22 protein-coding genes are annotated in these 24,139 nt (G+C 64.3%); 9 read left to right on the top strand and 13 right to left on the bottom strand.

Annotated elements, in window-relative coordinates; genetic code table 11:
• Positions 1–43: 43 nt before the first annotated feature.
• Complete coding sequence (locus G486_RS0117205) at positions 44–1,537, top strand: aldehyde dehydrogenase family protein (protein WP_027016633.1); 1,494 nt, start codon at positions 44–46, stop codon at positions 1,535–1,537.
• 150 nt (positions 1,538–1,687) lie between these two features.
• Here the strand turns inward: G486_RS0117205 and G486_RS0117200 are convergent, their stop codons facing one another.
• From G486_RS0117200 to G486_RS0117165, 8 genes are all read right to left on the bottom strand, one after another.
• Positions 1,688–3,613 carry a sigma-54-dependent Fis family transcriptional regulator gene (locus tag G486_RS0117200; protein WP_027016632.1) on the bottom strand — a complete coding sequence of 642 codons (1,926 nt, stop codon included), beginning with the start codon at positions 3,611–3,613 and terminating at the stop codon, positions 1,688–1,690.
• 205 nt (positions 3,614–3,818) lie between these two features.
• Complete coding sequence (locus G486_RS0117195) at positions 3,819–5,129, bottom strand: citrate synthase (protein WP_027016631.1); 1,311 nt, start codon at positions 5,127–5,129, stop codon at positions 3,819–3,821.
• 29 nt (positions 5,130–5,158) lie between these two features.
• Positions 5,159–5,458, bottom strand: a complete 300-nt coding sequence (locus G486_RS0117190) for a succinate dehydrogenase assembly factor 2 (RefSeq protein WP_027016630.1) — start codon at positions 5,456–5,458, stop codon at positions 5,159–5,161.
• Entirely contained in the window at positions 5,458–6,162 is a 705-nt protein-coding gene (locus G486_RS0117185) for a succinate dehydrogenase iron-sulfur subunit (protein ID WP_027016629.1), read from the bottom strand. Before G486_RS0117185 ends, G486_RS0117190 begins: the two co-directional genes overlap by 1 nt.
• 27 nt (positions 6,163–6,189) lie before the next feature.
• Positions 6,190–7,995: a succinate dehydrogenase flavoprotein subunit gene (gene sdhA / locus G486_RS0117180; RefSeq protein ID WP_027016628.1), complete on the bottom strand. Its 1,806-nt coding sequence runs from the start codon at positions 7,993–7,995 to the stop codon at positions 6,190–6,192.
• A gap of 33 nt (positions 7,996–8,028) precedes the next feature.
• Positions 8,029–8,394 carry a succinate dehydrogenase, hydrophobic membrane anchor protein gene (gene sdhD / locus G486_RS0117175; RefSeq protein WP_027016627.1) on the bottom strand — a complete coding sequence of 122 codons (366 nt, stop codon included), beginning with the start codon at positions 8,392–8,394 and terminating at the stop codon, positions 8,029–8,031.
• Positions 8,395–8,424: 30 nt separating this feature from the next.
• The gene (gene sdhC / locus G486_RS0117170) at positions 8,425–8,847 is read right to left on the bottom strand and encodes a succinate dehydrogenase, cytochrome b556 subunit (protein WP_027016626.1); all 423 of its coding nucleotides are present in this window, start codon (positions 8,845–8,847) and stop codon (positions 8,425–8,427) included.
• Positions 8,848–8,980: 133 nt separating this feature from the next.
• Complete coding sequence (locus G486_RS0117165; protein ID WP_027016625.1) at positions 8,981–9,757, bottom strand: GntR family transcriptional regulator; 777 nt, start codon at positions 9,755–9,757, stop codon at positions 8,981–8,983.
• Between the two features lie 221 nt (positions 9,758–9,978).
• On the opposite strand from G486_RS0117165, the gene G486_RS0117160 reads away from it, so the two are divergent.
• From G486_RS0117160 to G486_RS23765, 6 genes are all read left to right on the top strand, one after another.
• Positions 9,979–10,965: a malate dehydrogenase gene (locus G486_RS0117160; RefSeq protein WP_027016624.1), complete on the top strand. Its 987-nt coding sequence runs from the start codon at positions 9,979–9,981 to the stop codon at positions 10,963–10,965.
• Between the two features lie 11 nt (positions 10,966–10,976).
• Positions 10,977–11,777: a trans-aconitate 2-methyltransferase gene (gene tam / locus G486_RS0117155; protein WP_027016623.1), complete on the top strand. Its 801-nt coding sequence runs from the start codon at positions 10,977–10,979 to the stop codon at positions 11,775–11,777.
• A 20-nt stretch (positions 11,778–11,797) separates the two neighbouring features.
• The gene (locus tag G486_RS0117150) at positions 11,798–12,811 is read left to right on the top strand and encodes an HpcH/HpaI aldolase/citrate lyase family protein (protein WP_027016622.1); all 1,014 of its coding nucleotides are present in this window, start codon (positions 11,798–11,800) and stop codon (positions 12,809–12,811) included.
• 34 nt (positions 12,812–12,845) lie between these two features.
• Positions 12,846–13,412 carry a hypothetical protein gene (locus tag G486_RS0117145; protein WP_027016621.1) on the top strand — a complete coding sequence of 189 codons (567 nt, stop codon included), beginning with the start codon at positions 12,846–12,848 and terminating at the stop codon, positions 13,410–13,412.
• Positions 13,413–13,459: 47 nt separating this feature from the next.
• Positions 13,460–16,051 (top strand): bifunctional aconitate hydratase 2/2-methylisocitrate dehydratase, encoded by a 2,592-nt coding sequence (acnB, locus tag G486_RS0117140; protein ID WP_027016620.1) that lies wholly within the window; start codon positions 13,460–13,462, stop codon positions 16,049–16,051.
• Positions 16,052–16,169: 118 nt separating this feature from the next.
• Positions 16,170–16,974 (top strand): IS5 family transposase gene (locus G486_RS23765; RefSeq protein WP_156920083.1). Its coding sequence is split into 2 segments (ribosomal slippage): positions 16,170–16,447 and positions 16,446–16,974, totalling 807 coding nucleotides; the frame shifts between segments, so codons are not numbered across the junction.
• 8 nt (positions 16,975–16,982) lie between these two features.
• On the opposite strand, the gene G486_RS0117125 is transcribed toward G486_RS23765, so the two are convergent.
• From G486_RS0117125 to G486_RS0117115, 3 genes are all read right to left on the bottom strand, one after another.
• On the bottom strand, positions 16,983–18,062 hold the full coding sequence (locus tag G486_RS0117125) for a metallophosphoesterase (RefSeq protein WP_027016618.1): 1,080 nt from the start codon (positions 18,060–18,062) through the stop codon (positions 16,983–16,985).
• 136 nt (positions 18,063–18,198) lie between these two features.
• A complete protein-coding gene (locus tag G486_RS0117120; protein WP_027016617.1) occupies positions 18,199–18,717 on the bottom strand; it encodes a dihydrofolate reductase in 519 nt (172 codons plus the stop codon).
• 277 nt (positions 18,718–18,994) lie between these two features.
• Positions 18,995–19,819 carry a thymidylate synthase gene (locus tag G486_RS0117115; RefSeq protein ID WP_084455394.1) on the bottom strand — a complete coding sequence of 275 codons (825 nt, stop codon included), beginning with the start codon at positions 19,817–19,819 and terminating at the stop codon, positions 18,995–18,997.
• 172 nt (positions 19,820–19,991) lie between these two features.
• Here G486_RS0117115 and G486_RS0117110 point away from each other — a divergent pair, with 172 nt between their 5' ends.
• A complete protein-coding gene (locus tag G486_RS0117110; protein WP_051303647.1) occupies positions 19,992–20,597 on the top strand; it encodes a hypothetical protein in 606 nt (201 codons plus the stop codon).
• Between the two features lie 80 nt (positions 20,598–20,677).
• Here G486_RS0117110 and G486_RS0117105 read toward each other — a convergent pair whose 3' ends face one another.
• On the bottom strand, positions 20,678–22,111 hold the full coding sequence (locus G486_RS0117105; RefSeq protein WP_027016614.1) for an FAD-binding oxidoreductase: 1,434 nt from the start codon (positions 22,109–22,111) through the stop codon (positions 20,678–20,680).
• Positions 22,112–22,146: 35 nt separating this feature from the next.
• Positions 22,147–22,545: a DUF2069 domain-containing protein gene (locus G486_RS0117100; protein ID WP_027016613.1), complete on the bottom strand. Its 399-nt coding sequence runs from the start codon at positions 22,543–22,545 to the stop codon at positions 22,147–22,149.
• A gap of 140 nt (positions 22,546–22,685) precedes the next feature.
• Between G486_RS0117100 and G486_RS0117095 the strand changes: the two genes are divergently transcribed.
• The gene (locus tag G486_RS0117095) at positions 22,686–23,933 is read left to right on the top strand and encodes a YihY family inner membrane protein (protein WP_342667345.1); all 1,248 of its coding nucleotides are present in this window, start codon (positions 22,686–22,688) and stop codon (positions 23,931–23,933) included.
• Positions 23,934–24,139 lie beyond the last annotated feature (206 nt).

Below are 24,139 nucleotides of genomic sequence, written 5' to 3'. Positions count from 1 at the left end.
AGGCCTGGCATGGGCCGGCCTGGATTCAACAGGAGACACGAGAATGAGCGAGACATTGGCCGTTCTGCCGGCGGTACGGCAATTCCTTGGGCAGGCACACCGACTCTGGATCAATGGCCGTTGGGAAGAGAGCAGCTCGGGCCGGAGCATGGCCTTGTACAACCCGGCCACGGCCGAGGAGCTGTGTCAGGTGCAGCGCGGCACGGCCGAGGACGTGGCGCGCGCCGTGCAGGCGGCGCGGAGCGCGTTCGATGACTCGGCCTGGAGCCGCATGCGTCCGCGCGAGCGCCAGAACATGCTGTGGCGCCTGGCCGATCTGATCGAGCGCGATGCCGACATCCTGGCCCAGATCGAATGCCAGAACAACGGCAAGAGTGCGGCCGTGGCGCGGGCCATGGACGTGCAGCTGTGCATAGACTTTCTGCGCTACATGGCGGGCTGGGCCACCAAGATCGAAGGCAGCGTGCCCGAGGTCTCCATGCCGCTAATGCCCGACGGCCATTTCCACAGCTTCATCCGGCGCGAGGCCGTGGGCGTGGTCGGCGCCGTCGTGGCCTGGAATTTCCCGCTGCTGCTGGCCTGCTGGAAGCTGGGCCCGGCCCTGGCCACGGGCTGCACCATGGTGCTCAAGCCGGCGGATGAAACGCCGCTGTCCGCGCTGTGGCTGGCGCGCCTGGTCGAAGAGGCCGGCTACCCGGCAGGCGTGTTCAACGTGGTCACCGGCGTGGGGGCCGAGGCCGGTGCCGCCCTGGCGGCCAATCCAGATGTGGACAAGCTGACCTTCACGGGCTCCACCGAGGTGGGTAAGCTCATCGGCAAGGCGGCCATGGACTCCATGACCCGTGTCACGCTGGAGCTGGGCGGCAAGTCGCCGACCATTGTGCTGGCCGATGCCGATCCGGCCGTGGCCGCGGCCGGCGCCGCAGGTGCCATCTTCTTCAACCACGGCCAGGTGTGCTGCGCGGGCTCGCGCCTGTATGTGCACCGCAAGCATTTCGACAACGTGGTCAGCGACATCGCGGGCATCGCCAACAAGATGAAGCTGGGCAACGGCATGGACCCCACGGTGGACATGGGGCCCCTGGTGTCGGCCAAGCAGCAGCAGCGTGTGTTCGGCTACATAGAGCAGGGCCAGGCCCTGGGCGCAACCCTGGCCTGCGGCGGCGGCAAGAGCGGCCCCGGCTATTTCGTGCAGCCCACGGTGATGGTGGATGTGGCGCAAAAAGGCCCGCTGGTGCAGGAGGAGATCTTCGGCCCGGTGCTCGTGGCCATGCCCTTTGACGATCTGGACGAGGTCGTGCGCCTGGCCAACGATTCGCGCTACGGCCTGGGTGCGAGCATCTGGACCAACAATCTCTCCGAGGCCCATAGGCTGGTGCCGCGCATCAAGGCCGGCTCGGTCTGGGTCAACTGCCATAGCGCGCTCGACCCTGCGATGCCGTTCGGCGGCTACAAGCTCTCGGGTCTGGGCCGCGAGATGGGTGCCGCCGCCATCGAGTACTACACCGAGCTCAAGTCGGTGGTCATGAACGTGTGAACACGCTCTCAGGCCCTGAAACCCTTGTTTCATGGGCCTGGCAACAGCGCATGGGCATGGGGCGATCGCAAGCCGGCTTTCGGGAGCGTTCCTAAGAGCGTGTTTACGATCTCCTCGGTGCCGCGGCAGCGTAGAGATCGTCAACACGTTCTAACAGCCGTACTGGCGCAGCTTGCGATAGAGGGTGGCCCGGCTCATGCCCAGGGAGCGCGCGGCGGCCGTGGCATTGCCGTTGTGCTCCTTCAAGGCCTGGGTCAGGGCCTGGGCCTGCAGGGCCTGCAGCCGGTTCGCTGCAGGAGCGGGCCCGGCCTCTGCGGCTGATCCTGTGCTGCCGAGCTGGGCCATGAAGCCTTCGCTCAGATGCTCGGGGCCCAGCGTGTCGTCTGCCTGCTCGCGCAGCGCGAGGGCGGTGCGCAGCACCATCTCCAGCTCGCGGATATTGCCCGGCCAGTCGTGGGACTGCAAAAGCCGCAACAGCGCCTCGCTGATGGGCACCGGGCAGCCTGCAATGCGCTGGGCCAGTGCGTGGGCGAGCGCGACAAAGTCGGTGCGCTCGCGCAAGGCGGGCAGCCTGAGGCTCAGGCCGTTGATGCGGTAGAACAGGTCCTGGCGGAATTGCTGCAGGGCCGTGAGCTCCTGCAGGTTGCGGTGGCTTGCGCAGATCAGCAGCACATCGAGATCGACTTCCATGGTCGATCCCAGGGGCATGATTTTTCTTTCCTGCAGCACGCGCAGCAGCCTGGCCTGCAGCGCCTGTGGCATGTCGCCTATCTCGTCGAGAAACAGCACGCCGCCCTGGGCCTGAAGCAGGCGGCCGGGGGCGCCGCCGCGCCGGGCTCCGGTGAATGCGCCTTCGCGGTAACCGAAAAGCTCGGCTTCCATGAGGCCTTCGGGAATGGCCGCGCAGTTGATCGCCACAAAGGGCATGCGCGCACGCAGGCAGCGCGCATGCAGGGCCCGTGCGGCGACTTCCTTGCCGCAGCCGGTCTCTCCCTGCAGCAAGATGGGCACGCCTGCGTTCAAGGCCTTGACTGCGGTCTGCAGCCGGGGTTCGAGCTCGGCGGCGGGCGAGGGCCGGCCCGCAGGGGCACGGGCTGCGGAGGGGCGCGACCGGCTCCGCGCCCCGGGCCCCTGGTGCGGGCGCAGGGCCAGAGGCCATTGAACGCAGCGCAGGTAGAGCTGGGTGTGGCCATGCGCCTGTTCGAGCACGTCGGCCTGGCCCAGGCGGCTGAGCAGGGTCTCGAACGGCAGGTCCAGCAGGGCTTCGCATTCGAGCTTGCTGAGCTGCTGCTGCGTGCGGCCAAGCAGGCTGCAGGCCTGTTCATTCGCGGCCTGTATGCGCCCCTGGCCGTCCACGGCCAGCAGACCGCGCCAGGCGGACTCCAGATACGGGCGCCGGCTGTGGACGGCCAGAACCAGGTGTTCGCCGTGCGTGGCGCACAGCAGCCGGCCTTCGATCTGGCTGGCCGAGAGCATGAGCATGTTGATGCTGTCGCGCGGGTTGCGCAAAGGGCCTTCGCGGGTCAGATCCAGAATCCCTGCGAGCCGGCCCCTGGCATCGCGAATGGGGACGGCAGCGCAGGACAAATGGGCGAGCCCGTCGAGAAAATGCTCGCCGCTGTTAATCCATATCGGCTGCTGGTGCACCAGAGAGGTGCCAAGCGCATTCGTGCCGCGCAGGGATTCGCTCCAGATAAAGCCTTCGCGCACCTGTTCGATACAGGCCTGATCGCCGCAGCCCAGCGAGCCGCAGGTGCGCAGCACCTGGGCATGGGCGTCGGCCAGCACCAGGGCTCCGTGCTCTGCATACTGGCGTGCGAGAAATTCCAGCTCGGGCTCGGCGCACTGGCGCAAGAGCTCGGCATTCCGGTCGGCTGCGGGCTTGCAGTCGGTCTGCAGCACTTCGTCGGGCTCCAACCCGTAGGACAGGCTGCGCCTCCAGGAGGCTTCGATGGTGGGCGAGAGAATGCCCTGTGCCAGCACGCCATCGCCCTTGAGCTGGCTGCGCATTCTTTGCAGCACGCGCAGGCGCTCTTCTTCGTTGTTCCAGGGGCGAGGGGCAGGGGCTTGGGTCATGGCAATCGTGATGCATTGCCTGGCGGCGGCAGACTCTTCGATCCGCACGATTGCATCTGTGGGGCCTGAGACTGGCAACAGGATTTTCCCCAGGGCTTCGGCTGCCTGCCTCCAGGTGAACATGAAAAAAGCCCATGGCCTCGGGCACATGGGCTGATGGCAAAGGCCTTGCAGTCGGCAGCCTCTGGGGCTGCCGGCGCAGCACTTAGCGCTGGGCGATGGGCTTGACGTCGCGGGCGACCGAGCCCGTGAACAGTTGGCGTGGACGGCCGATCTTGTACTCGGGGTCAGCCATTTGCTCGTTGAGCTGGGCAATCCAGCCCACGGTGCGGGCCAGGGCGAAGATGCCCGTGAACAGCTTGACGGGAATGCCGATGGCGCGCTGCACGATGCCGGAGTAGAAGTCCACGTTCGGGTAGAGCTTGCGCTGCACGAAGTAGTCGTCTTCCAGAGCGATCTTCTCCAGCTGCTTGGCCAGGGCGAACAGCGGATCCTTTTCCAGGCCCAGCTCGGCCAGGATCTCGTTGCAGGTTTCCTGCATCAGCTTGGCGCGGGGGTCGTAGTTCTTGTAGACGCGGTGACCAAAGCCCATCAGCTTCACGCCGCTGCTCTTGTCCTTGACCTGCTCCATGAACTCGCCGACCTTGGCGATGCCGCCGTTGGCCTGGATGTCTTCCAGCATGTTCAGGCAGGCTTCGTTGGCGCCGCCGTGGGCAGGGCCCCACAGGCAGGCCACGCCGGCGGAGATGGCGGCAAACGGGTTGGTACCCGAGGAGCCGCACAGGCGCACGGTGGAGGTGGAGGCATTTTGCTCGTGGTCTGCGTGCAGGATGAAGATGCGGTCCAGCGCGCGCTCGACCACGGGGTTCACCTTGTACTCTTCGCAGGGGTTGCCGAACATCATGCGCATGAAGTTGCCGGCGTAGCTCAGGTCGTTCTTGGGGTACATGTAGGGCGCACCGACGCCGTACTTGTAGGCCATGGCAACCAGGGTGGGCATCTTGGCGATCAGGCGGATCGCGGCGATGTTGCGGTGCTCGGGGTTGGTGATGTCGGTGCTGTCGTGATAGAAGGCCGACATGCCGCCCACCAGACCCGTCAGAACGGCCATGGGGTGGGCATCGCGGCGGAAGCCGCGCAGGAAGAACTGCATCTGCTCGTTGACCATGGTGTGCTGGGTCACACGGTTCTCGAAGTCGGCCTTCTGGGTCTCGTTGGGCAGCTCGCCGTACAGCAGCAGGTAGCAGGTTTCCAGGAAGTTGCAGTTCTTGGCCAGTTGTTCGATGGGGTAGCCGCGGTACAGCAGCTCGCCCTTGTCGCCGTCGATGTAGGTGATCGCGGATTGGCAGGCAGCAGTCGAGAGGAAGCCCGGATCGTAGGTGAACATGCCGGTCTGTGCGTACAGCTTGCGGATGTCGACCACATCGGGGCCGACATTGCCGTGATAGACGGGGAGGTCAACACTGGGGGCGCCATTGCTGAACGACAGCGTGGCCTTGTTGTCTGCGAGTTTCATATCCAAACTTCCTTCTCTACTAGATTTGCTTAGCCTTGGTGGGGGCCGGCACCGGGTTTGCGCTTGCGCAGCAAATCCAGCACTTCCCTGATTTCTTGAGTGTCGAGTGCGCCCTGCGGTTCCTGTCTGCGCAGAAACAGATCCAGCAGGTCGTTGTCCGCCAGGTCCATCAAAGCGTAGAGGGCGCCCGCTTGGCCACTCGTCAGCCTGTCTCCATAGCTGGCGAAAAACTGCTCGATGAACATGTCGTTCTCCACCAGACCGCGTCGGCAGCGCCAGCGCAGCAGATCACGTTCGCGTTCGTCGAGCAGGGTATCGGTCATATGCATCAAACGGCCCGACGGACCATGAGTTCCTTGATCTTGCCAATCGCCTTGGTGGGGTTCAGGTGCTTGGGGCACACGTCCACGCAGTTCATGATGCTGTGGCAACGGAACAGGCGGTAGGGATCTTCGAGGTTGTCCAGGCGATCACCGGTGGAGGTGTCGCGGCTGTCCGCGATGAAGCGGTAGGCCTGCAAGAGACCTGCCGGGCCCACGAACTTGTCGGGGTTCCACCAGAAGCTGGGGCAGCTGGTGGAGCAGCTGGCGCACAGAATGCACTCGTACAGGCCGTTGAGCTCTTCGCGCTCTTCGGGCGACTGCAGGCGCTCCTTGCTGGGCGAGGCGTAGATGTCGCTTTGCAGGTAGGGCTTGATCGAGTGGTACTGCTTGAAGAACTGCGTCATGTCCACGATCAGGTCGCGGATCACGGGCAGGCCGGGCAGGGGCTTGAGAACGATGTCGCCCTGGAGGGTGTTCATGTTCGTCAGGCAGGCCAGGCCGTTCTTGCCGTTGATGTTCATCGCGTCCGAGCCGCACACGCCTTCGCGGCAGGAGCGGCGGAAGGAGATAGTGGGGTCCTGGGCCTTGAGCTTGACCAGGGCATCCAGCAGCATGCGCTCATGGCCGTCGAGCTCCACCTGCACGGTCTGCATGTAGGGCTTGGCGTCCTTGTCCGGATCGTAGCGATAGATTTTGAAAGTGCGCTTCATAGTGATCTTCTCTCGTGGGCGGCTGGATTAGAACGTGCGAACCTTGGGGGGAATGCTGTCCACCGTCAGCGGCTTCATGTTCACAGGCTTGTAGGTCAAGCTGTTGGTGGCGCTGTGCCACAGGGTGTGCTTGAGCCATTCCTTGTCGTTGCGGCCCAGCGGGAACTCGGCGTGGTCGGCAGGGTGCTCGTAGTCGTACACGGTGTGTGCACCACGGCATTCCTGGCGGGCAGCGGCCGAGGTCATGGTGGCCTGGGCGACCTCGATCAGGTTGTCGACTTCCAGCGCTTCCATGCGGGCCGTGTTCCAGACCTTGGACTTGTCCTTGAGCGTGACCGAGGCCACCTTCTCGCGCAGCGCATTGATCTTGACCACGCCTTCGTCCATGCCCTTCTGGGTACGGAACACACCGGCGTGCTGCTGCATGCTGGCGCGGATATCGTTGGCCAGGTCTTGGGCGTAGATACCGTCCTTGGAGTTGTCCAGCTGGTTGAGGCGCTCCAGGGTGCGGTCGCTGCCGTCGCTGGGCATGTCCTTGAATTCGCCGTAGGCACCCACGAACTGCACGATGTGCTTGCCGGCCGACTTGCCGAACACCAGCAGGTCCAGCAGCGAGTTCGTGCCCAGGCGGTTGGCGCCGTGTACCGACACGGCCGCGCATTCGCCCACGGCATAGAGGCCGTTGACCACGTTGTTGCTCTCGCCGTCCCAGGTCACGACCTGGCCGTGGATGTTGGTAGGGATGCCGCCCATCTGGTAGTGGATGGTGGGCACCACGGGAATCGGCTCCTTGGTGATGTCCACGTTGGCGAAGTTGTGGCCGATTTCTTCCACCGAAGGCAGGCGCTTGCGAATGGTCTCGGCACCCAGGTGGTCGAGCTTCATGAGGATGTAGTCCTTGTTGGGACCGCAGCCGCGACCTTCCTTGATCTCCTGGTCCATGCAGCGCGACACGAAGTCGCGCGGAGCCAGGTCCTTCAGTGTGGGCGCATAGCGCTCCATGAAGCGCTCGCCTTCGCTGTTGAGCAAGATGGCGCCTTCGCCACGGCAGCCTTCGGTCAGCAGCACGCCTGCACCGGCCACGCCCGTGGGGTGGAACTGCCAGAACTCCAGGTCCTGCAGCGGGATGCCGGCGCGCGCCGCCATGCCCAGGCCGTCGCCGGTGTTGATGAAGGCATTCGTCGATGCCGCAAAGATGCGACCTGCGCCGCCCGTGGCCAGCAGCACGGCCTTGGCGTGCAGCTCGTACAGGTCGCCGGTTTCCAGCTCGATGGCCGTGACGCCGACCACATCGCCCTGGGGATTGCGGATCAGGTCCAGCGCCATCCACTCCACAAAGAAGTTGGTCTTGGACTTGACGTTCTGCTGGTACAGCGTGTGCAGCATGGCGTGACCGGTACGGTCGGCTGCGGCGCAGGCGCGCTGCACGGGCTTTTCACCGTAGTTGGCCGTGTGGCCGCCGAAGGGGCGCTGGTAGATGGTGCCATCGGCATTGCGGTCGAACGGCATGCCGAAGTGCTCGAGCTCGACCACTACCTTGGGTGCTTCGCGGCACATGAATTCCACGGCATCCTGGTCGGACAGCCAGTCGCCGCCCTTGATGGTGTCGTAGAAGTGGTAGTGCCAGTTGTCCTCGGACATATTGCCCAGCGAAGCCGACACGCCGCCTTGTGCGGCAACGGTGTGCGAACGGGTGGGGAAGACCTTGGTCAGCGAGGCGACCGACAGGCCGGCACGCGACAGTTCCAGCGCGGCGCGCAGGCCGGAGCCGCCGGCACCGACGATGACGACGTCAAACTTGCGCTTGGTGATGTTTGCTTTGGTGTAGCTCATTCTTAACCTTCAATCGTGGAGACCGTATCTCGCTCAGAGACGCCACAGGATCTGGAAGCCCCAGGCGGCACAGCCTACGAGCCAGAAGATGGTGAAAATCTGCAGCACCAGGCGCAGGCCCGCGAACTTCACATAGTCCATCCAGATGTCGCGCACGCCGACCCAGACGTGCCAGATCAGGGCCACGATGACGCCGAAGGTCAGGAACTTCATCCACTGGGGGGCAAAGATGCCGGCCCACAGGTCATAGCCCATGGGGCCGCTGCTCAGCAGGATCTGGGCCAGCAGCACGATGGTGAACAAGGCCATCAGCACGGCCGTGGCGCGTTGCACCAGCCAGTCGCGGATGCCGTAGTGCGCACCGACCACGGTGCGCTTGGAGCCGTAATTCACGGACATGTTTGTTTTCCTTATCGTGAGGGGGAGACGTCAGTACAGACCAAACAGCTTGGCGCCCAGAATGGCCGTCAGAGCAATGCTCAGAACCAGCACGGCGATGGCCGAGCTCTTGCCGAACTCCTTGTTCACGGCGCTGTGGTTCACGTCCATGAACAAATGGCGCACGCCGGCGCAGAAGTGGTGCAGATAGGCCCAGATCAGGCCCAGGCTCACCAGCTTGACCAGCCAGCCCAGGGGGCCGGCAAAGACGCTGGTGAAGCCGTCATACGAGATCTCGGAGGTCAGCGAGGCGTCCAGCATCCACAGGATGAATGGCAGCAACAGGAACATCAGCAGGCCGCTGATGCGGTGCAGGATGGAGACAAAGCCGGCTGGCGGCAGCCGGTAGGTGCGAACGTCCGTGAATAGGTTGATGTTGCGGAACTCTGGCCGCTTTTTGGCTTGCTCTGTCATGGCAGGGTACTTTCGTGGATGTAACTGCTTTGTAATCGCGAGTGGATGGCAACCCAAAATTCTATTGCAATGCAATAAATGTGGCTTGCCGGAAACTGCGTATTCTTGCTGCGTTTCTCTGTGAGGCTGCGAATCAGCTCAGCGCATTGCGGTAGTGGTGGGTGTCTGTACGGTACAAGCCCCGGCGTAACTCCATGGGAACATCGTTGTAGGTAAAGGCCGTGCGCTCCACGCTGAGCAAGGGCATGGTCTGGCTGACGCGCAGCACCTCGGCCTGCTCGGCCTGGGCGAGTACGGCTCGGATTTTCTCATCGGCCCGCACCATGCGCACGCCATAGTCAAGCTCGAACATGGCATAGGTGGGGCCTTGATAAGACGACATCTGCTCGGCCGTCAGCCCTTTGAAGGCATGGCCGGGCAGCCAGATGTCTTCAAGAATCGTGGGCGTGCCCGCAAACAGCAGCACGCGGCGCACGTGAACCACGGTGTCGCCGCTGCGCAGCGCAAGAGCCCTGGCTATATCGGCAGGGGCGCGCAAACGTCTGCACTCGAGTATATGGCGCTCGGCCCGGCCTTCGCCCTGCTGGTTGCCTGCATCGGGGTGCAGCTTGAGAAAGCGGTACTGTACGTGCTGGGCTGCATGGGTGGCCACGAAGGTGCCCTTGCCCTGACGACGCATGACCAGGTTCTCGGAGGCCAGCTCGTCTATGGCCTTGCGCACCGTGCCCTGGCTGACCTTGAAACGTGCAGCCAACTCCATTTCGCTGGGGATGAGTTCGCCGGGACGCCATTCACCAGCCTCCAGCCCTTGCAATATCAGTCCCTTGATCTGCTGATACAGCGGACTGAATGCCGGTGTGGGCGTGCTTGCGCCAGCAGGGTCTGAGGCAGAGGTTGAAGGGGTGGACATGGCGGTGGGCAGGAGGGTGAAAGCCTGCCTGCAAGACGGTCAAGGTCGTGAAAACTGAGGACTGAGATCATATCTTATATAAGACATAAGACAAATTGACCGGGTTTCAAAATCGGGAGTAAACTGCCGCGTTGTTTGCGGAGCACGGGCTGCTGGTTTCTCAGGCTGGTGCACCTGGCGCCAATAACACCTGACTTTCCCCCATTTCTGGAGTTTCACTCATGAGCAAGAAGCCCGTTCGCGTTGCCGTCACCGGCGCCGCTGGTCAAATTGGTTACGCACTGCTGTTCCGCATCGCCTCGGGCGAAATGCTGGGCAAGGACCAGCCTGTCATCCTGCAATTGCTCGAGATTCCCGACGAAAAAGCTCAGAATGCGCTCAAGGGCGTGATCATGGAGCTTGAAGACTGCGCCTTCCCGCTGCTGGCCGGCATCGAAGCCCACTCCGACCCCCTGCAAGCCTTCAAGGACACCGATTACGCCCTGTTGGTCGGTGCCCGTCCTCGCGGCCCCGGCATGGAGCGTGCCGACCTGCTGGCCGCCAACGCCCAGATCTTCACTGCCCAGGGCAAGGCCCTGAACGCCGTGGCTTCGCGCAATGTCAAGGTGCTGGTCGTGGGCAACCCCGCCAACACCAATGCCTACATCGCCATGAAGTCGGCCCCCGATCTGCCGGCCAAGAACTTCACCGCCATGCTGCGCCTGGACCACAACCGCGCTGCATCGCAACTGGCTGCCAAGGCCGGTTTCAAGGTGGGAGACATCAAGAAGCTGACCGTCTGGGGCAACCACTCGCCCACCATGTACGCCGACTACCGCTTTGCCTCCGTGGACGGCAAGTCGGTCAAGGACATGATCAACGACCAGGTCTGGAACAAGGACGTGTTCCTGCCCACCGTAGGCAAGCGCGGCGCCGCCATCATTGCAGCGCGCGGCTCTTCGTCGGCTGCTTCGGCTGCCAACGCTGCCATCGACCACATGCGTGACTGGGCCCTGGGCTCCAACGGCGAATGGGTCACCATGGGCGTGCCTTCCAATGGCGAGTACGGCATTCCTGCCGGCATCGTCTTCGGCTTCCCCGTGACCACAGAAAACGGCGAGTACAAGATCGTCGAGGGCCTGGAAATCGACGCCTTCTCGCAAGAGTGCATCGACAAGACCCTGGCCGAGCTGCAGGGCGAGCAAGACGGCGTCAAGCACCTGCTGTAATCAGGGACTGCATGCTCGACTGGAACCCCGCGCTTTATCTGCATTACGCGAATGAGCGCACGCGCCCCGCAGCCGAGCTGCTGGCACGCGTGCCGCAGCTTGAGGCTCGCCATGTGGTGGACCTGGGCTGCGGCCCGGGCAACTCCACCGAGCTGCTGGTCCAGCGCTTTGCTGCAGCCCGCGTCACCGGCCTGGACAATTCCCCGTCCATGCTGGAGCAGGCGCGCCAGCAATTGCCAACGGCCAGCTTTGCGCTGGCCGATATTGTTTCCTGGGCGAGCGACCTGCAGACCGCAGGCCCGGCGCCCGATCTGATCTACGCCAATGCCTCTCTTCAGTGGGTGGGCGGCCATGAGGCATTGATTCCCCGTCTGTTCGCGCGTCTGGCTGCGGGCGGCGTGCTGGCGATTCAAATGCCCGACAACCGGCAGGAGCCCACGCACGCCCTGATGCGCGAAGTCGCCGCGCTGCCGCAGTTCGCAGCCCATATCGGCGATGCCGCCTCGGTGCGCACCGGCATCTTGCCCATCCGTGCCTATTACGACCTGCTGGCCGCGCCCGACGCCTGTGCCCAGAGCATCGATGTCTGGCACACCGTCTACCAGCATCCCATGGAATCTGCTGAAGCCATCGTGCAGTGGGTGCGGGGCACGGGGCTCAAGCCCTTTGTGGAGGCTCTGCCCGAGTCGCTGCAGCAGGAGTTCCTGAACCAATACCTGAGCCGTGTGGAGCAGGCCTACGAGCAGCGCGCCGACGGCCGGCGCCTGCTGGCTTTTCCACGGCTGTTTATCGTTGCCCAGCGAAAAGCATGAGCAAGCCGTGTGAGCCAGTGATGAATCAGCAATCCGTACACCCCGCCAGCGTGCTGCTGGATGCGCAAGGCATGGGCCAGCGCCTGCCCGTGTGCGACCACTACAGCGGCGTGGAGGTGCGCATGCGCAAGAGCCTGCAACTGCAGGCCCAGATGCAGGCCGAGTTCGGCACCTGCGTCTTCGATGTCACCCTCGACTGTGAAGACGGCGCGCCCGTGGGCCAGGAAGCCGCGCATGCGCAACTGGTCGCAGGCCTGGCCTGCGATGCGGTCAAGGCCACACCCGGTGCGCGCGTGGCGGCCCGTGTGCACGCCGTGGACCACCCTGCTTTTGCCCAGGACATGGACATCATCGCGGGACAGGCGGGCGACAGCCTCAGCCACATCATGCTGCCCAAGGTGGAGAGCGTGGACGATGTGCTTATTGCTGAAAAGGCCCTGGAACGCTTGTCCAACAAGCGCTTGCCGCTACATGTTTTGATAGAGTCGCCGGCTGCGGTACAGCGCGCCTTCGAGATCGCCGCCCATCCGCGCGTGCAAAGCATCTCTTTTGGGCTCATGGATTTCGTCTCGGCCCATGGCGGTGCGATACCGGCTTCGGCCATGAGCGTGGCCGGCCAGTTCGCGCACCCGTTGGTGGTGCGTGCCAAGCTGGAGATTGCGGCTGCCTGCCATGCCCATGGCAAGGTGCCGTCGCACTGCGTGGTCACGGAGTTCAAGAACCCGCAGGCCCTGCAGGCTGCTGCAGGCAAGGCCTCGCGCGAGCTCGGCTATACGCGCATGTGGAGCATTCACCCGGACCAGATCCGACCGATTCTGGCGGCTTTTGCGCCTGCGGCCGAGGAGATCGCGCAGGCTGCGCATATCCTCGCCAGTGCCGTTGCGGTAGATTGGGCGCCTGTGAGCGTCGACTCCGTATTGCATGACCGGGCCAGCTACCGCTACTTCTGGCAATTGCTCACGCGTGCCCATCAGACAGGCCAGGTCTTGCCCGAAGCGGTGCAGCCCTGGTTTGAAACCCAACCACTCGCTTAACTTTCCACGTGGAAATTTGCAGGAACCAGCTTCCATGAAAACTCTCATAGCCACCTTGCTGATCGCCGCCCCTGCCTTGTTCATGGGCAACCAGGCCCTGGCGCAAGCCTCTGGCTCCAAGCCGGCTGCCACGGCCAAGAAGCAGGCAGCCAAGCCAGTGAAAAAGAGCGCTGCGAAAAAAGGTGCGGCAGCCGCTGGAGCCGCAGCCGCTGCTGCTGCGGTCAGCGCCAAGCCCCAGGAGCTGGGGCCGGATGAACTGGCGATTGCCGAGCGCGTGCACACCGGCCGCATAGGCTGCGAGCTAGGCGCTTTCGTCAACGTCGTGGCCGATCCCAAGAACGCCGGCTATTTCCTGCTGGACGGACGCGGCTTCAAATACCACATGGCTCCGGTGCCTACCTCCACGGGTGCCGTCCGCCTCGAAGACAAGATGGCCGGCGCGGTCTGGATCCAGATCGCCAACAAGTCCATGCTCATGAATCAGAAGGCCGGCCAGCGCCTGGCCGACGAATGCATGAGCCCCGAGCAGCTCCAGGTGGCCGAGGCCATCAAGAAGGCACCTCCGCCAAGCCTGCTCGACGCGCCCGCTGGCAGCAAGTGATGCACGGCGGCTGACCCGTTTTGAAAAAACCAATGGAGATACATCCCATGTTGAAAGCCTATCGTGACCATGTGGCGGAGCGCGCTGCACTGGGCATTCCCCCGCTGGCCCTGGATGCCAAGCAAACCGCCGAGCTCATCGAGCTCATCAAGAATCCTCCCGCAGGCGAGGATGCCTTCCTGCTGGACCTGTTGACCCACCGCGTGCCGCCGGGCGTGGACGATGCGGCCAAGGTCAAGGCCTCCTTCCTGGCCGCCGTGGCCCATGGCGACATCAAGGTCGCGCTGATCTCCAAGGCCAAGGCCACCGAGCTGCTGGGCACCATGGTGGGCGGCTACAACGTGCACCCCCTGATCGAGCTGCTGGACGATGCCGAAGTTGCGACCGTGGCTGGCGAAGCGCTGAAGAAGACATTGCTGATGTTCGACTTCTTCAACGACGTGGCCACCAAGGCCAAGGCCGGCAATGCCAAGGCCAAGGAAGTGCTGCAAAGCTGGGCCGATGCCGAGTGGTTCACCACGCGTCCCGCCGTCGAGAAGAAGATCACCGTCACCGTCTTCAAGGTGCCTGGTGAAACCAACACCGACGATCTGTCGCCCGCGCCCGATGCCTGGAGCCGTCCCGACATTCCGCTGCACTACCTGGCCATGCTGAAGAACACGCGTCCCGACGCGGCCTTCAAGCCCGAGGAGGACGGCAAGCGCGGCCCCATCCAGTTCATCGAAGACCTGAAGAAAAAGGGCCATCTGGTGGCCTATGTGGGCGACGTGGTGGGCACGGGCTCCAGCCGCAAGTCGGCCACCAACAGCGTGATCTGGGCTACGGGTGCGGACATTCCCTTTGTGCCCAACAAGCGCTTTGGCGGCGTGACCCTGGGCGGCAAGATCGCCCCCATCTTCTTCAATACCCAGGAAGACTCGGGCTCGCTGCCCATCGAAGTCGACGTCTCCAAGATGGAGATGGGCGACGTGCTGGATATCTTCCCCTACGAGGGCAAGATCGAAAAGAACGGCGCCAAGATCGCGGACTTCGCTCTGAAGAGCGATGTGCTGCTGGACGAAGTCCAGGCTGGTGGCCGTATCAACCTGATCATCGGCCGTTCGCTGACCGCCAAGGCGCGTGAGACCCTGGGCCTGCCTGCTTCCACCACCTTCCGCCTGCCCCAGGCACCTGCCGAGTCCAACGCCGGCTTCACCCTGGCGCAGAAGATGGTCGGCCGTGCCTGCGGTCTGCCCGAAGGCCAGGGCATTCGCCCCGGTACCTACTGCGAGCCGCGCATGACCACCGTGGGTTCGCAAGACACCACCGGCCCCATGACGCGTGACGAGCTGAAGGACCTGGCCTGCCTGGGCTTCTCGGCCGACATGGTGATGCAGAGCTTCTGCCACACGGCTGCCTACCCCAAGACGGTGGACGTCAAGACCCACCGCGAGCTGCCGGCCTTTATCAGCAACCGCGGCGGCGTGGCCCTGCGTCCCGGCGATGGCGTGATCCACAGCTGGCTGAACCGCCTGCTGCTGCCCGACACCGTGGGCACCGGTGGTGACTCGCACACGCGCTTCCCCATCGGCATCTCCTTCCCCGCAGGCTCCGGCCTGGTGGCCTTCGGCGCTGCCACCGGCGTGATGCCGCTGGACATGCCCGAGTCGGTCTTGGTGCGCTTCAAGGGCGAAATGCAACCCGGCGTGACCCTGCGCGACCTGGTGCATGCGATTCCGCTGTATGCGATCAAGGCCGGTCTGCTGACCGTGGCCAAGGCCGGCAAGATCAACGTTTTCTCGGGCAAGATCCTGGAAATCGAAGGTCTGCCGGATCTGAAGGTGGAGCAGGCCTTCGAGCTGTCCGACGCCTCGGCCGAGCGCTCGGCTGCGGGCTGCACCATCAAGCTCAATCCCGAGCCGATCAAGGAATACCTGACCTCGAACATCGTTCTGATGAAGAACATGATCGCTGACGGTTATGCCGACGCCAAGACGCTGCAGCGCCGTATCGAGAAGGTCGAAGCCTGGCTGGCCAAGCCCGACCTGATGGAAGCCGACAAGGACGCCGAGTACGCTGCCGTGATCGAGATCGATCTGGCCGACATCAAGGAGCCCATCGTCTGCTGCCCCAATGACCCGGACGACGCCAAATTCCTGTCCGAAGTGGCCGGCACCCAGATCGATGAAGCCTTCATCGGCTCGTGCATGACCAATATCGGTCACTTCCGCGCCGCAGCCAAGCTGCTGGGCGGCCAGCGCGACATTCCCGTCAAGCTGTGGGTGGCACCTCCCACCAAGATGGACGAGAGCGAGCTGATCAAGGAAGGCCATTACGCAGCCTTCGGCACGGCCGGTGCGCGCACCGAAATGCCGGGCTGCTCGCTGTGCATGGGCAACCAGGCCCAGGTGCGCGAAGGCGCGACCGTGATCTCCACCTCCACCCGCAACTTCCCCAACCGCCTGGGCAAGAACACGAATGTGTTCCTGGGCTCGGCCGAGCTGGCCGCCATTGCCTCGCGCATCGGCAAGCTGCCTACGAAGGAAGAGTATCTGAAGGAAATGGGCGTGATCGATGCCGACAAGGCATCCGTCTACCGCTACATGAACTTCGACCAGATCGAGGAATATGCAGAAGTGGCCAAGGGCGTGAGCGCCTGATGGCCTGATCGCTGCAGCTGGCTCTGCCTGAAAACCCCGCCGGAGAGGATCCGGCGGGGTTTTTTTACGTGAACACGCTCTGAGAGCGTGTGCACGATCTTTTCCCGTTGCCTGAGAATTGGGCCGTGAGAAGAACGAAATACCCAGCGACACAAGTCGCAAACAGTTCAAGATCATCAAGCCCTTGCTGGAGGGCGCACGCAAGAAGACCAAGCCGCGCACCGTTGATCTGTACGAAGTGTGGTGCGCAGTGCTGTACCTGCTGTGCACGGGCTGCCAGTGGCGGGCACTACCCAGCAACTTTCCCAAATGGCGAACAGTGCACTCATACTGGACCATCTGGAGCCAGCCTGATGACAAGGGCATCAGCCTGCTGGAGCGGGCATTAAAAAAATCAGGTGGGCGCGGCCCGACAGAGGCTGGGGCGTAACGCATGCAGCGCGTTCTTGATCATCGATGCACAGAGCGTGAAGAATGCGGACACAGCGGGGTGCAAGGGCTATGACGCGGGCAAGAAGGTCTCGGGCATCAAGCGCCATATAGCGGTGGACACCCAAGGCTTGCCGCACGCGGTGGCAGTGACGACGGCCGAGGTAACGGATCGCAAAGGGGCACTGCAGGCACTCGAGCGCTGCAAGAATTCCTTGGGACGCGTGCAAAGCGTGCTGTGCGATAACGGCTACGTGGGGCAGCCCTTTGCGCAGGGCGTACAAGGGATTCTGGGCGCGCACGTCACGGTGCAGATCGCCAAGAGGAGCGAGCTGCACACCTTCAAGGTTATGCCCAAGCGCTGGGTGGTGGAGCGCAGCTTTGCCTGGCTGGACAAGTGCAGGCGGCTGTGGAAGAACTGCGAGAGGTGGCTCAATACCAGTTTGCAGTTCATCCACCTGGCATTCTTGGTTCTATTGCTCAGAAGATCGTAAACACGTTCTCAGGCGGGGTCGCGGGGCTCGCCAAAGCCCTGGCTGTCCATCTGCGTGCCGTCATCGAAGACCAGGCTGCGCTCGGGCCAGCGCATGGCGGCCAGCTTGAAGCGGCGGTTGGGATCCTCGCCCGACAGGCGCGCGGTCCAGCGGCCGCCCACCGAATAGTCCACGCAAAACACATTGCCGCGCTGTCCGTGCCAGGCCAGAGGGCCGGTCTGGCCGAACAGGCTCTCGGCCTGGGCGCCGTGCAGGGCTGCATCGCCGTGCATGAGGCGGCGCCAGTAATGACCCACGATGACGGCGGGCGCGTCCTCGTAATCGTTCCACCAGGCCACGCGCTCCACAAAGCGCCATTTGCCGCCGGCATAGAACGGGTTGCGGCATTCGCGCTCCACGCCCGTGGTCAGCACCTTGAGCGGGTTGACCATGGCCTTGGAGAGCTCACGCTCGCTGTGCGCGGGCAGGAACGGCGGCTTTTGCTGCCGGTCTTCGAGGCTGTGCGGCCATTGCCGGGATTCGGCCTGCATGCGTTCGGTCACACGGTTGGCCTGGGCCTGCTGGGCGGCCACGGATTCGTAATGGTCGTAGGCGCTGCGCGTGCTGCCCAGCGGCAGATTGCGCGCGGTCGCAATCTGGGGCGCGCACCAGGCCGCGTGGACGATGCGCAAGTCCTCGCGCTCCAGCGCCAGCGGCAGCCGGGCGAGCCGGGCCAGCGTGCCCGGGATGCGGGCCAGGGACATGCGCGCAAATGGCGCGTACTTGGGCGTATCGGGCTGGACGCGGCTGTCGAAGAACCAGCCCGATCCGTCCTTGGCATCCTCGCGCAGCAGATTGATCTCGTGGTTGCCGAGCACGGCCCAGGCCTGACCCGAGGCCAGCATGGGCAGCACGCGTGCGAGCACCGCAGGGCTGTCCGGGCCACGATCGCAGAAGTCGCCGACGAAGACCAGATGCCGGCCTTCGGGGTGGTGGCCGTTTTCGTCATAGCCGAGGTGGGCCAGCAACTGCTCCAGGGCCTGACTTTCGCCATGGATGTCGCCGACGATGTCGAGAGGGCCGGGGGGCAGGGGCTGAACAAGGCTCATGGAGAAGGACCGGGAAACGCAAGGCCGCTGGGGCTGTTGGATGGCAGGCCGCGTGGGGCGGGGTAAACGTGCATTATCCGCAGACTGGAGAAACCGGTGCCAGCCCTTGGGCGACAAGCAGGGGGCAGAGGCAGGCTCAGGCGCTGCGCTCCAGCCGCACGAAGCTGAAGCCCAGCCCGTTGCCGGAGACATGGCGGCTGCGCGCGGTCTCCTGCCACTCGGGGCCGGGCTGGGGTGCGAAGGCATCACCCTCGTAGTCACGCTCGATCTCGGTGAGCTCGATGCGCGTAGCCAGGGGCAGGGCCTGGGCATAGATTTGCGCCCCGCCCATGACCCAGACGGTTTCGCTGGCCTGCCGGCCGAGCGCGAAGGCCTGCTCCAGGCCGGAGGCCACGAGCACACGCGTGGCCCCGCCGTTGTCGGGCCGGGGATCGGGCTGCCAGTCGGCCTGGCGCGTGACCACGATATTGGTGCGCCCGGGCAGGGGGCGAAAGCGCTCGGGCAGCGAGTCCCAGGTCTTGCGGCCCATGACCACGGCGCAGCCCTGCGTGAGCTGCTTGAAATGGGCCAGGTCCTCGGGCAGATGCCAGGGCATGGTGTTGTTCTTGCCGATGACGCCATTCGCGGCGCGTGCGTAAATCAGGTGAATGGCCATGGTGGGAAAAATGATCGGAACATTCTGGGGTGCAACGGTGATGCTGCATGCTCACTGCAGCGGGCAAAGGTATTGTGCGTCGTCCGCACCCGCAGTTGCTGCCATCAAAAAATGAGCTGTTAGCGCTTGACAGTATTGAATTTCAAGATGTTTTTATACTGAATCCAATGAATGGATTGCGCTAGCAGCTTCTATATCAGGAGCAGTCTTCAGGCCGAAACCATGGAGCCAAGCCCGGCGTGGTCTAGCTCGGAGACAGCGCCTCAGGGGGCGCAATTTACACTGCCACCGGCGCCTTGATGGCCGGGTGGTGTTCATAGCCCAGTACCTCGAAGTCCTCGTACTCGTAGTCGAAGATGGAGGCCGGCCGGCGCTTGATGTGCAGTGTGGGATAGGCAAAGGGCTGGCGCGCGAGCTGGGTCTCCACCTGCTGGTAATGGTTGCTGTAGATGTGGCAGTCGCCGCCGGTCCAGATGAAGTCGCCGACCTCCAGATCGCATTGCTGGGCCAGCATGTGGGTGAGCAGCGCGTAGCTGGCGATGTTGAAGGGCACGCCCAGGAAGATGTCGGCACTGCGCTGGTAGAGCTGGCAGGAGAGCTTGCCGTCGGCCACATAGAACTGAAAAAAGGCGTGGCAGGGCATGAGCGCCATTTGCGAGAGCTCGGCCACATTCCAGGCGCTGACGATGATGCGCCGGCTGTCGGGGTTGCTCTTGAGCTGCTGCACCACTTCGGCGATCTGGTCGATATGGCCGCCGTCCGGCGTGGGCCAACTGCGCCATTGCACGCCATAGACCGGGCCCAGGTCGCCATCCTCGCGCGCCCATTCGTCCCAGATGCTGCAGCCGCGCTCCTGCAGCCAGCGCACATTGCTGTCGCCGCGCAGAAACCACAGCAGTTCGAGAATGATGGATTTCAGGTGCACCTTCTTGGTGGTCACCAGCGGAAAGCCTTCGGACAGATCGAAGCGCATCTGATGGCCGAACACGCTCAGCGTGCCCGTGCCCGTGCGGTCGCCCTTGACCGCGCCATGGGTGTAGACATGGCGCATCAGATCTTCGTATTGGGCGCGGGCGGGACGGGGCAGGGCGGAGGTGTTCATGGGGGGCGATTATCCCCGAGCCGTGTTGTCCGGGCCGTCGCATGGTGATCGCGCGCGAATGTCGGCCTTGGCTGGCAAGAGCGGGCGCGGCTTGGGGTGAGAATGGGCAGCTGTCCGGCCGGCGCAGGCCTCGGCGCCGGCCTTGTGTTTGCCTATTCAAGGAGCTATCTGCATGCTTTTCCAATCCTCGCGCAGCCCGTTGGCCATGGTGCTGGCCTCGGCCGCACTGGTTCTTGGCGCCTGCGATTCGAAGACCCCGCCGACACCGGTTGCGGCCGAGCCGGCCCAGGTCGTGCCGGCAGAGCCGGCCGCGCCGCTGTCCGAGCCCGTATCCGAGCCCCAGGCGCAGCCGGCGGCCGAAGGCACTCCCGCCATGGTGCAAAAGCGCGTGCCCTACGAGGCCAAGGGCGGCAGTGCGCAGCTGGCCAGCCTGGAGCAGTATCTGGGCAAGTACCCGAACATGGGCGTCAATTTCCTGGAGGAAGGCGTGCTCGCCGACAGGCTCAAGGCCTTGATGGGCGCCGACTATGAAACGCTGGTGCGCAACATGGGCACGGTGGGCCCGCTGACCCAGGACGGCAAGGTCTGGAGCCTGGTCGGCCTGCGCCCCCATGACGGCGGCAGCGAGGCTGCGGCCGTGGTCATCGATCCCGAGCGCAACGGCTTGCGCGTATGGCTGCTCACGGCCGGCACGCAGACCGACTACAGCGATGTGCAGGCACCCGACATTGCGTGGCCCCAGGATGTGCAGGCCGGCATCTCGAATGTAGAGCCCTGAGCTCGCAAACCGCTCGGAGCGCTCGGAGCGCGTGTTCCGGCACTCCCCGGCGCCGCGCCAGGGAGTGCGCGAGCACGTTTTCAGGCCGAGGGGGTGCTTGCCAAGATGCAGCCGGGGTTGAGGATTCCCTGCGGGTCCAGCGCCTGCTTGATGGCGTGCATCATGGAAAGCGCCACGGGCGACTGGTATTTCTGCAGCTTGTCCACCTTGAGCGCACCCACGCCGTGCTCGGCCGAGAAGGAGCCGCCGAACGCGGCCACGGCCTCGTAGACCAGGTGGTTGACCAGGTCCTCCTGCTCGCGCAGAAACACCTTGGGGTCGCCCTGCTCGGGCGCCTGCACGTTGTAGTGCAGGTTGCCGTCGCCCAGGTGGCCGAAGTTGACCAGACGCACGCCCGGGATCTCGCGTGCGAGCAGCGCATCCGCATGCTCCACGAAGGCCGGTATGCGCGAGGCCGCGATCGAGATGTCGTGCTTGATGTTCAGCCCTTCCTCGGCCTGGGCCAGCGGAATGCTCTCGCGGATATGCCACAGGTCATGGGCCTGGCTCAGGCTTTCGGCGACCACGGCGTCGAGCACGCAGCCGTCCCCGAAGGCGCGCTCCAGCAGGGCCTCGAAGCGCTGGCGCGCATGCTCTTCGGATTCGCTGTCCGAGTTCTCCAGCAGCACGTAATAGGGTGGGGCCTCGGCCTCGCCTGCGAACGGCACGCGCAACTGGGGCATGTGCTTGATGACCAGGGACAGCGCAAAGCGGCCCATGACCTCGAAGCCAGTGAGGCCGGCGCCCAGGAACTCGTGGGCCAGACCCAGCAGGCGTACGGCCGAGGCCATGTCGGGCAGGGCTGCAAAGGCCGTGAGCTGGGCCGCAGGCTTGGGAAACAGCTTCATGGTCGCGGCCGTGATGATGCCCAGCGTGCCCTCGCTGCCAATCATGAGGTTGCGCAGGTCATAGCCGGTGTTGTCCTTGCGCAGACCCTTGAGCCCGTGCCAGATCTCGCCCTGGGCGGTGACCACTTCCAGGCCCAGGCACAGCTCGCGCGTATTGCCGTAGCGCACGACCTGGGTGCCGCCGGCATTCGTGCCCAGGTTGCCGCCGATGGTGCAGCTGCCTTCGGCCGCCAGCGAGAGCGGGAACAGCAGGCCCTCCTTGTCGGCCAGCTCCTGCAGGTTCTGCAGAATGCAGCCGGCCTCCACGGTAAAGCTCAGGTTGTCGCGGTCTATCTGGCGCACGGCATTCATGCGCGTGAGGCTGAGCACGATCTGCGTGCCGCTGGCATCCGGGGTGGAGCCCACGGACAGGCCGGTATTGCCGCCCTGGGGCACGATGCTCGTGCCGGCGGCCGCGCATTCGCGCACCACGGCGGCCACTTCCTCGGTGTTTGCCGGGCGCACCACGGCCAGGGCCTTGCCGCGCGCACGGCGGCGCCAGTCCTGCTCATAGGCGATGAGGTCGCCCTCGTGCAGTACATGTTGGGGGCCTACGATGTGACGCAGGCGCTCTAATAAAGCGCTCATGTTTTCGCTCTTTCCATAAAAGACATTGACTGGTATCAGCCCGCGCAGGCTGCTGCGGCGCGCCGGGCATTGCGCTGGCGCCAGCGCACATGCATGGCGCAGGCCGTGAACAGCAGCAGGCACAGCGCGATCTCGGCCAGGGCCAGCCAGCGGCCGGGGCCGGTCTCGCTCCAGGCGCGCACCACGCCTTCGGTGAAGTAAAGCCAGACCAGCAGACTGACCCAGCGGTAGGTATACATGCGGCGCTTGAGCAGACCCGCCAGGGGGATGGCCAGCGGCAAGGCCTTGAGCACCAGCCAGGAGCCGCCGGGGCGCAGCGGCGCCAGCCACAGCTCCCAGGCCAGGCACAGCAGCATCAGGCCCAGCAGGCTGGCCACGGCCAGCCAGCGTGTGGCGGCCACATCGGCGCTGGAGTGAGAAATAGTAGAGGTCATCGGGGTGGCATCATATCGGCCATGGTTGAGAGCCTTGAATCCAGGGCTGGCAGAAAGGCCTATCCGTGAAGCAGAATTTTGAACAAGCCCTGGCCCCTGCAGCCGATGTCGCCGATGCCGCCCCCAGCCTGTGGCGGCGCCTGGGGCGTAGACTGTGGCGCCATGGCGGGCCGGACCACTGGCGCACGCACTGGCAGACCTTTCCCTGGCGCAACACGCTCTACACGCTGCGCGAGCGCCTGCGCGAGGACCGGCTGGGCGTGACGGCCAGCAGCCTGACCTTCACCACGGTGCTGGCCCTGGTTCCCTTCTTCACGGTGGCGCTGGCGCTGTTCACGGCCTTTCCCATCTTTGGCCGGGTGCAGGGGGTGCTTGAGGGCTGGTTCATGGACAGCCTCATCCCCCAGACCATCGCCAGCCAGGTCCAGGGCTATCTGACCCAGTTCGCGGCCAAGGCCAGCCAGCTGGGCATGGCCGGCTTTTCGTTTCTGCTGGTCACGGCTGTTGCCTTGATCCTCACCATGGACCGCACGCTCAACAACATCTGGCGCGTGCGTCAGCTGCGTCCGCTGGGCCAGCGCGTGCTCATCTACTGGGCCGCGATCACGCTGGGGCCGCTGGTGCTGGGCCTGAGCCTGGTGCTGTCGTCCTATGTGATGTCGGCCTCGCGCGGTCTGGTCAATGCCCTGCCCGAAGGCCTGCGCTTCATCTTCGACTCCCTCGAGTTCCTGGTGCTGGCGGCGGGCATGGCCGGGCTCTACCACTATGTGCCCAATACCCAGGTGCACTGGCGCCATGCCTGGATAGGCGGCTTCTTCGTGGCGAGCTGCATGGAGATCGCCAAGAAGGCTCTGGGCCTGTATCTGAGCTCGGTGCCCACCTACTCGGTGATCTACGGCGCATTTGCGACCGTGCCCATCTTGCTGATCTGGATCTACATGGCCTGGATCATCGTGCTCTTCGGCGCCGTGGTCACGGCCTATCTGCCCATCGTGCTGGCCGGCGTGCGGCGCACGCCGGGGCAGACCGGCTGGCAGTTCGAGATGGCCGTGGAGATACTGCAGCTGCTCCATGCGGAGCGCGAGTCTCAGGACAAGGGCCTGTATGCGAGCGAGCTGGCCAGGCGGCTGCGCGTGGACTGGCTGCAGATAGACACCGTGCTCCAGGCCCTGTCCGATCTCGACTGGGTGGGAGCTGTCGCCGCACCCGGGGCCCAGCCCCTGACCGAAGGCGAGCCGCGCTATGTGCTGCTGGTCGACCCCGCACGCACGCCCCTGGCTCCGCTGCTGCAGCATCTGCTGATCTGCGCAACCCCGGCCACGCAGACGCTATGGCAGCACGCAGGCTTCGAGCGCATGCAGCTTTCAAGCTTGCTTGAAAAGCCATAGCTAGGCGGATTCAAGCCCAAGTGCAACAAAAGATTAGTGCACGGATTCAGGCTGCAAAGCAAGCTGAGCCAGGTGCTGTGCGTAAACATCTATTGGCTTGCACCAGCCCGGTGTCATCCTGGGTTAGCCCATTGCGCTGGTCTGCGGCCGCATCGAGCTGATCCTGGATATAGATGGCTCGGATGCTTTGCTTGTGCTGCAGGCCC

This window comes from Comamonas composti DSM 21721 (assembly GCF_000429845.1).
Taxonomy (GTDB): Bacteria; Pseudomonadota; Gammaproteobacteria; order Burkholderiales; family Burkholderiaceae_C; genus Comamonas; species Comamonas composti.
This window is presented reverse-complemented; position numbering and strand designations above follow the sequence as displayed.

Bases quoted from the DNA above. Each gene is read 5' to 3' on its own strand.
- G486_RS0117190 (WP_027016630.1), bottom strand. From the start codon at position 5,458: ATGCATATGACCGATACCCTGCTCGACGAACGCGAACGTGATCTGCTG.
- G486_RS0117110 (WP_051303647.1), top strand. From the start codon at position 19,992: ATGCTTTTCCAATCCTCGCGCAGCCCGTTGGCCATGGTGCTGGCCTCG.
- G486_RS0117100 (WP_027016613.1), bottom strand. From the start codon at position 22,545: ATGACCTCTACTATTTCTCACTCCAGCGCCGATGTGGCCGCCACACGC.
- G486_RS0117205 (WP_027016633.1), top strand. From the start codon at position 44: ATGAGCGAGACATTGGCCGTTCTGCCGGCGGTACGGCAATTCCTTGGG.
- G486_RS0117165 (WP_027016625.1), bottom strand. From the start codon at position 9,757: ATGTCCACCCCTTCAACCTCTGCCTCAGACCCTGCTGGCGCAAGCACG.
- G486_RS0117195 (WP_027016631.1), bottom strand. From the start codon at position 5,129: ATGAAACTCGCAGACAACAAGGCCACGCTGTCGTTCAGCAATGGCGCC.
- G486_RS0117160 (WP_027016624.1), top strand. From the start codon at position 9,979: ATGAGCAAGAAGCCCGTTCGCGTTGCCGTCACCGGCGCCGCTGGTCAA.
- G486_RS0117120 (WP_027016617.1), bottom strand. From the start codon at position 18,717: ATGGCCATTCACCTGATTTACGCACGCGCCGCGAATGGCGTCATCGGC.
- sdhC (WP_027016626.1), bottom strand. From the start codon at position 8,847: ATGACAGAGCAAGCCAAAAAGCGGCCAGAGTTCCGCAACATCAACCTA.
- acnB (WP_027016620.1), top strand. From the start codon at position 13,460: ATGTTGAAAGCCTATCGTGACCATGTGGCGGAGCGCGCTGCACTGGGC.
- G486_RS0117150 (WP_027016622.1), top strand. From the start codon at position 11,798: ATGAATCAGCAATCCGTACACCCCGCCAGCGTGCTGCTGGATGCGCAA.
- G486_RS0117115 (WP_084455394.1), bottom strand. From the start codon at position 19,819: ATGAACACCTCCGCCCTGCCCCGTCCCGCCCGCGCCCAATACGAAGAT.
- G486_RS0117125 (WP_027016618.1), bottom strand. From the start codon at position 18,062: ATGAGCCTTGTTCAGCCCCTGCCCCCCGGCCCTCTCGACATCGTCGGC.
- G486_RS0117145 (WP_027016621.1), top strand. From the start codon at position 12,846: ATGAAAACTCTCATAGCCACCTTGCTGATCGCCGCCCCTGCCTTGTTC.
- G486_RS0117185 (WP_027016629.1), bottom strand. From the start codon at position 6,162: ATGAAGCGCACTTTCAAAATCTATCGCTACGATCCGGACAAGGACGCC.
- sdhD (WP_027016627.1), bottom strand. From the start codon at position 8,394: ATGTCCGTGAATTACGGCTCCAAGCGCACCGTGGTCGGTGCGCACTAC.
- tam (WP_027016623.1), top strand. From the start codon at position 10,977: ATGCTCGACTGGAACCCCGCGCTTTATCTGCATTACGCGAATGAGCGC.
- G486_RS0117105 (WP_027016614.1), bottom strand. From the start codon at position 22,111: ATGAGCGCTTTATTAGAGCGCCTGCGTCACATCGTAGGCCCCCAACAT.
- G486_RS0117200 (WP_027016632.1), bottom strand. From the start codon at position 3,613: ATGACCCAAGCCCCTGCCCCTCGCCCCTGGAACAACGAAGAAGAGCGC.
- sdhA (WP_027016628.1), bottom strand. From the start codon at position 7,995: ATGAGCTACACCAAAGCAAACATCACCAAGCGCAAGTTTGACGTCGTC.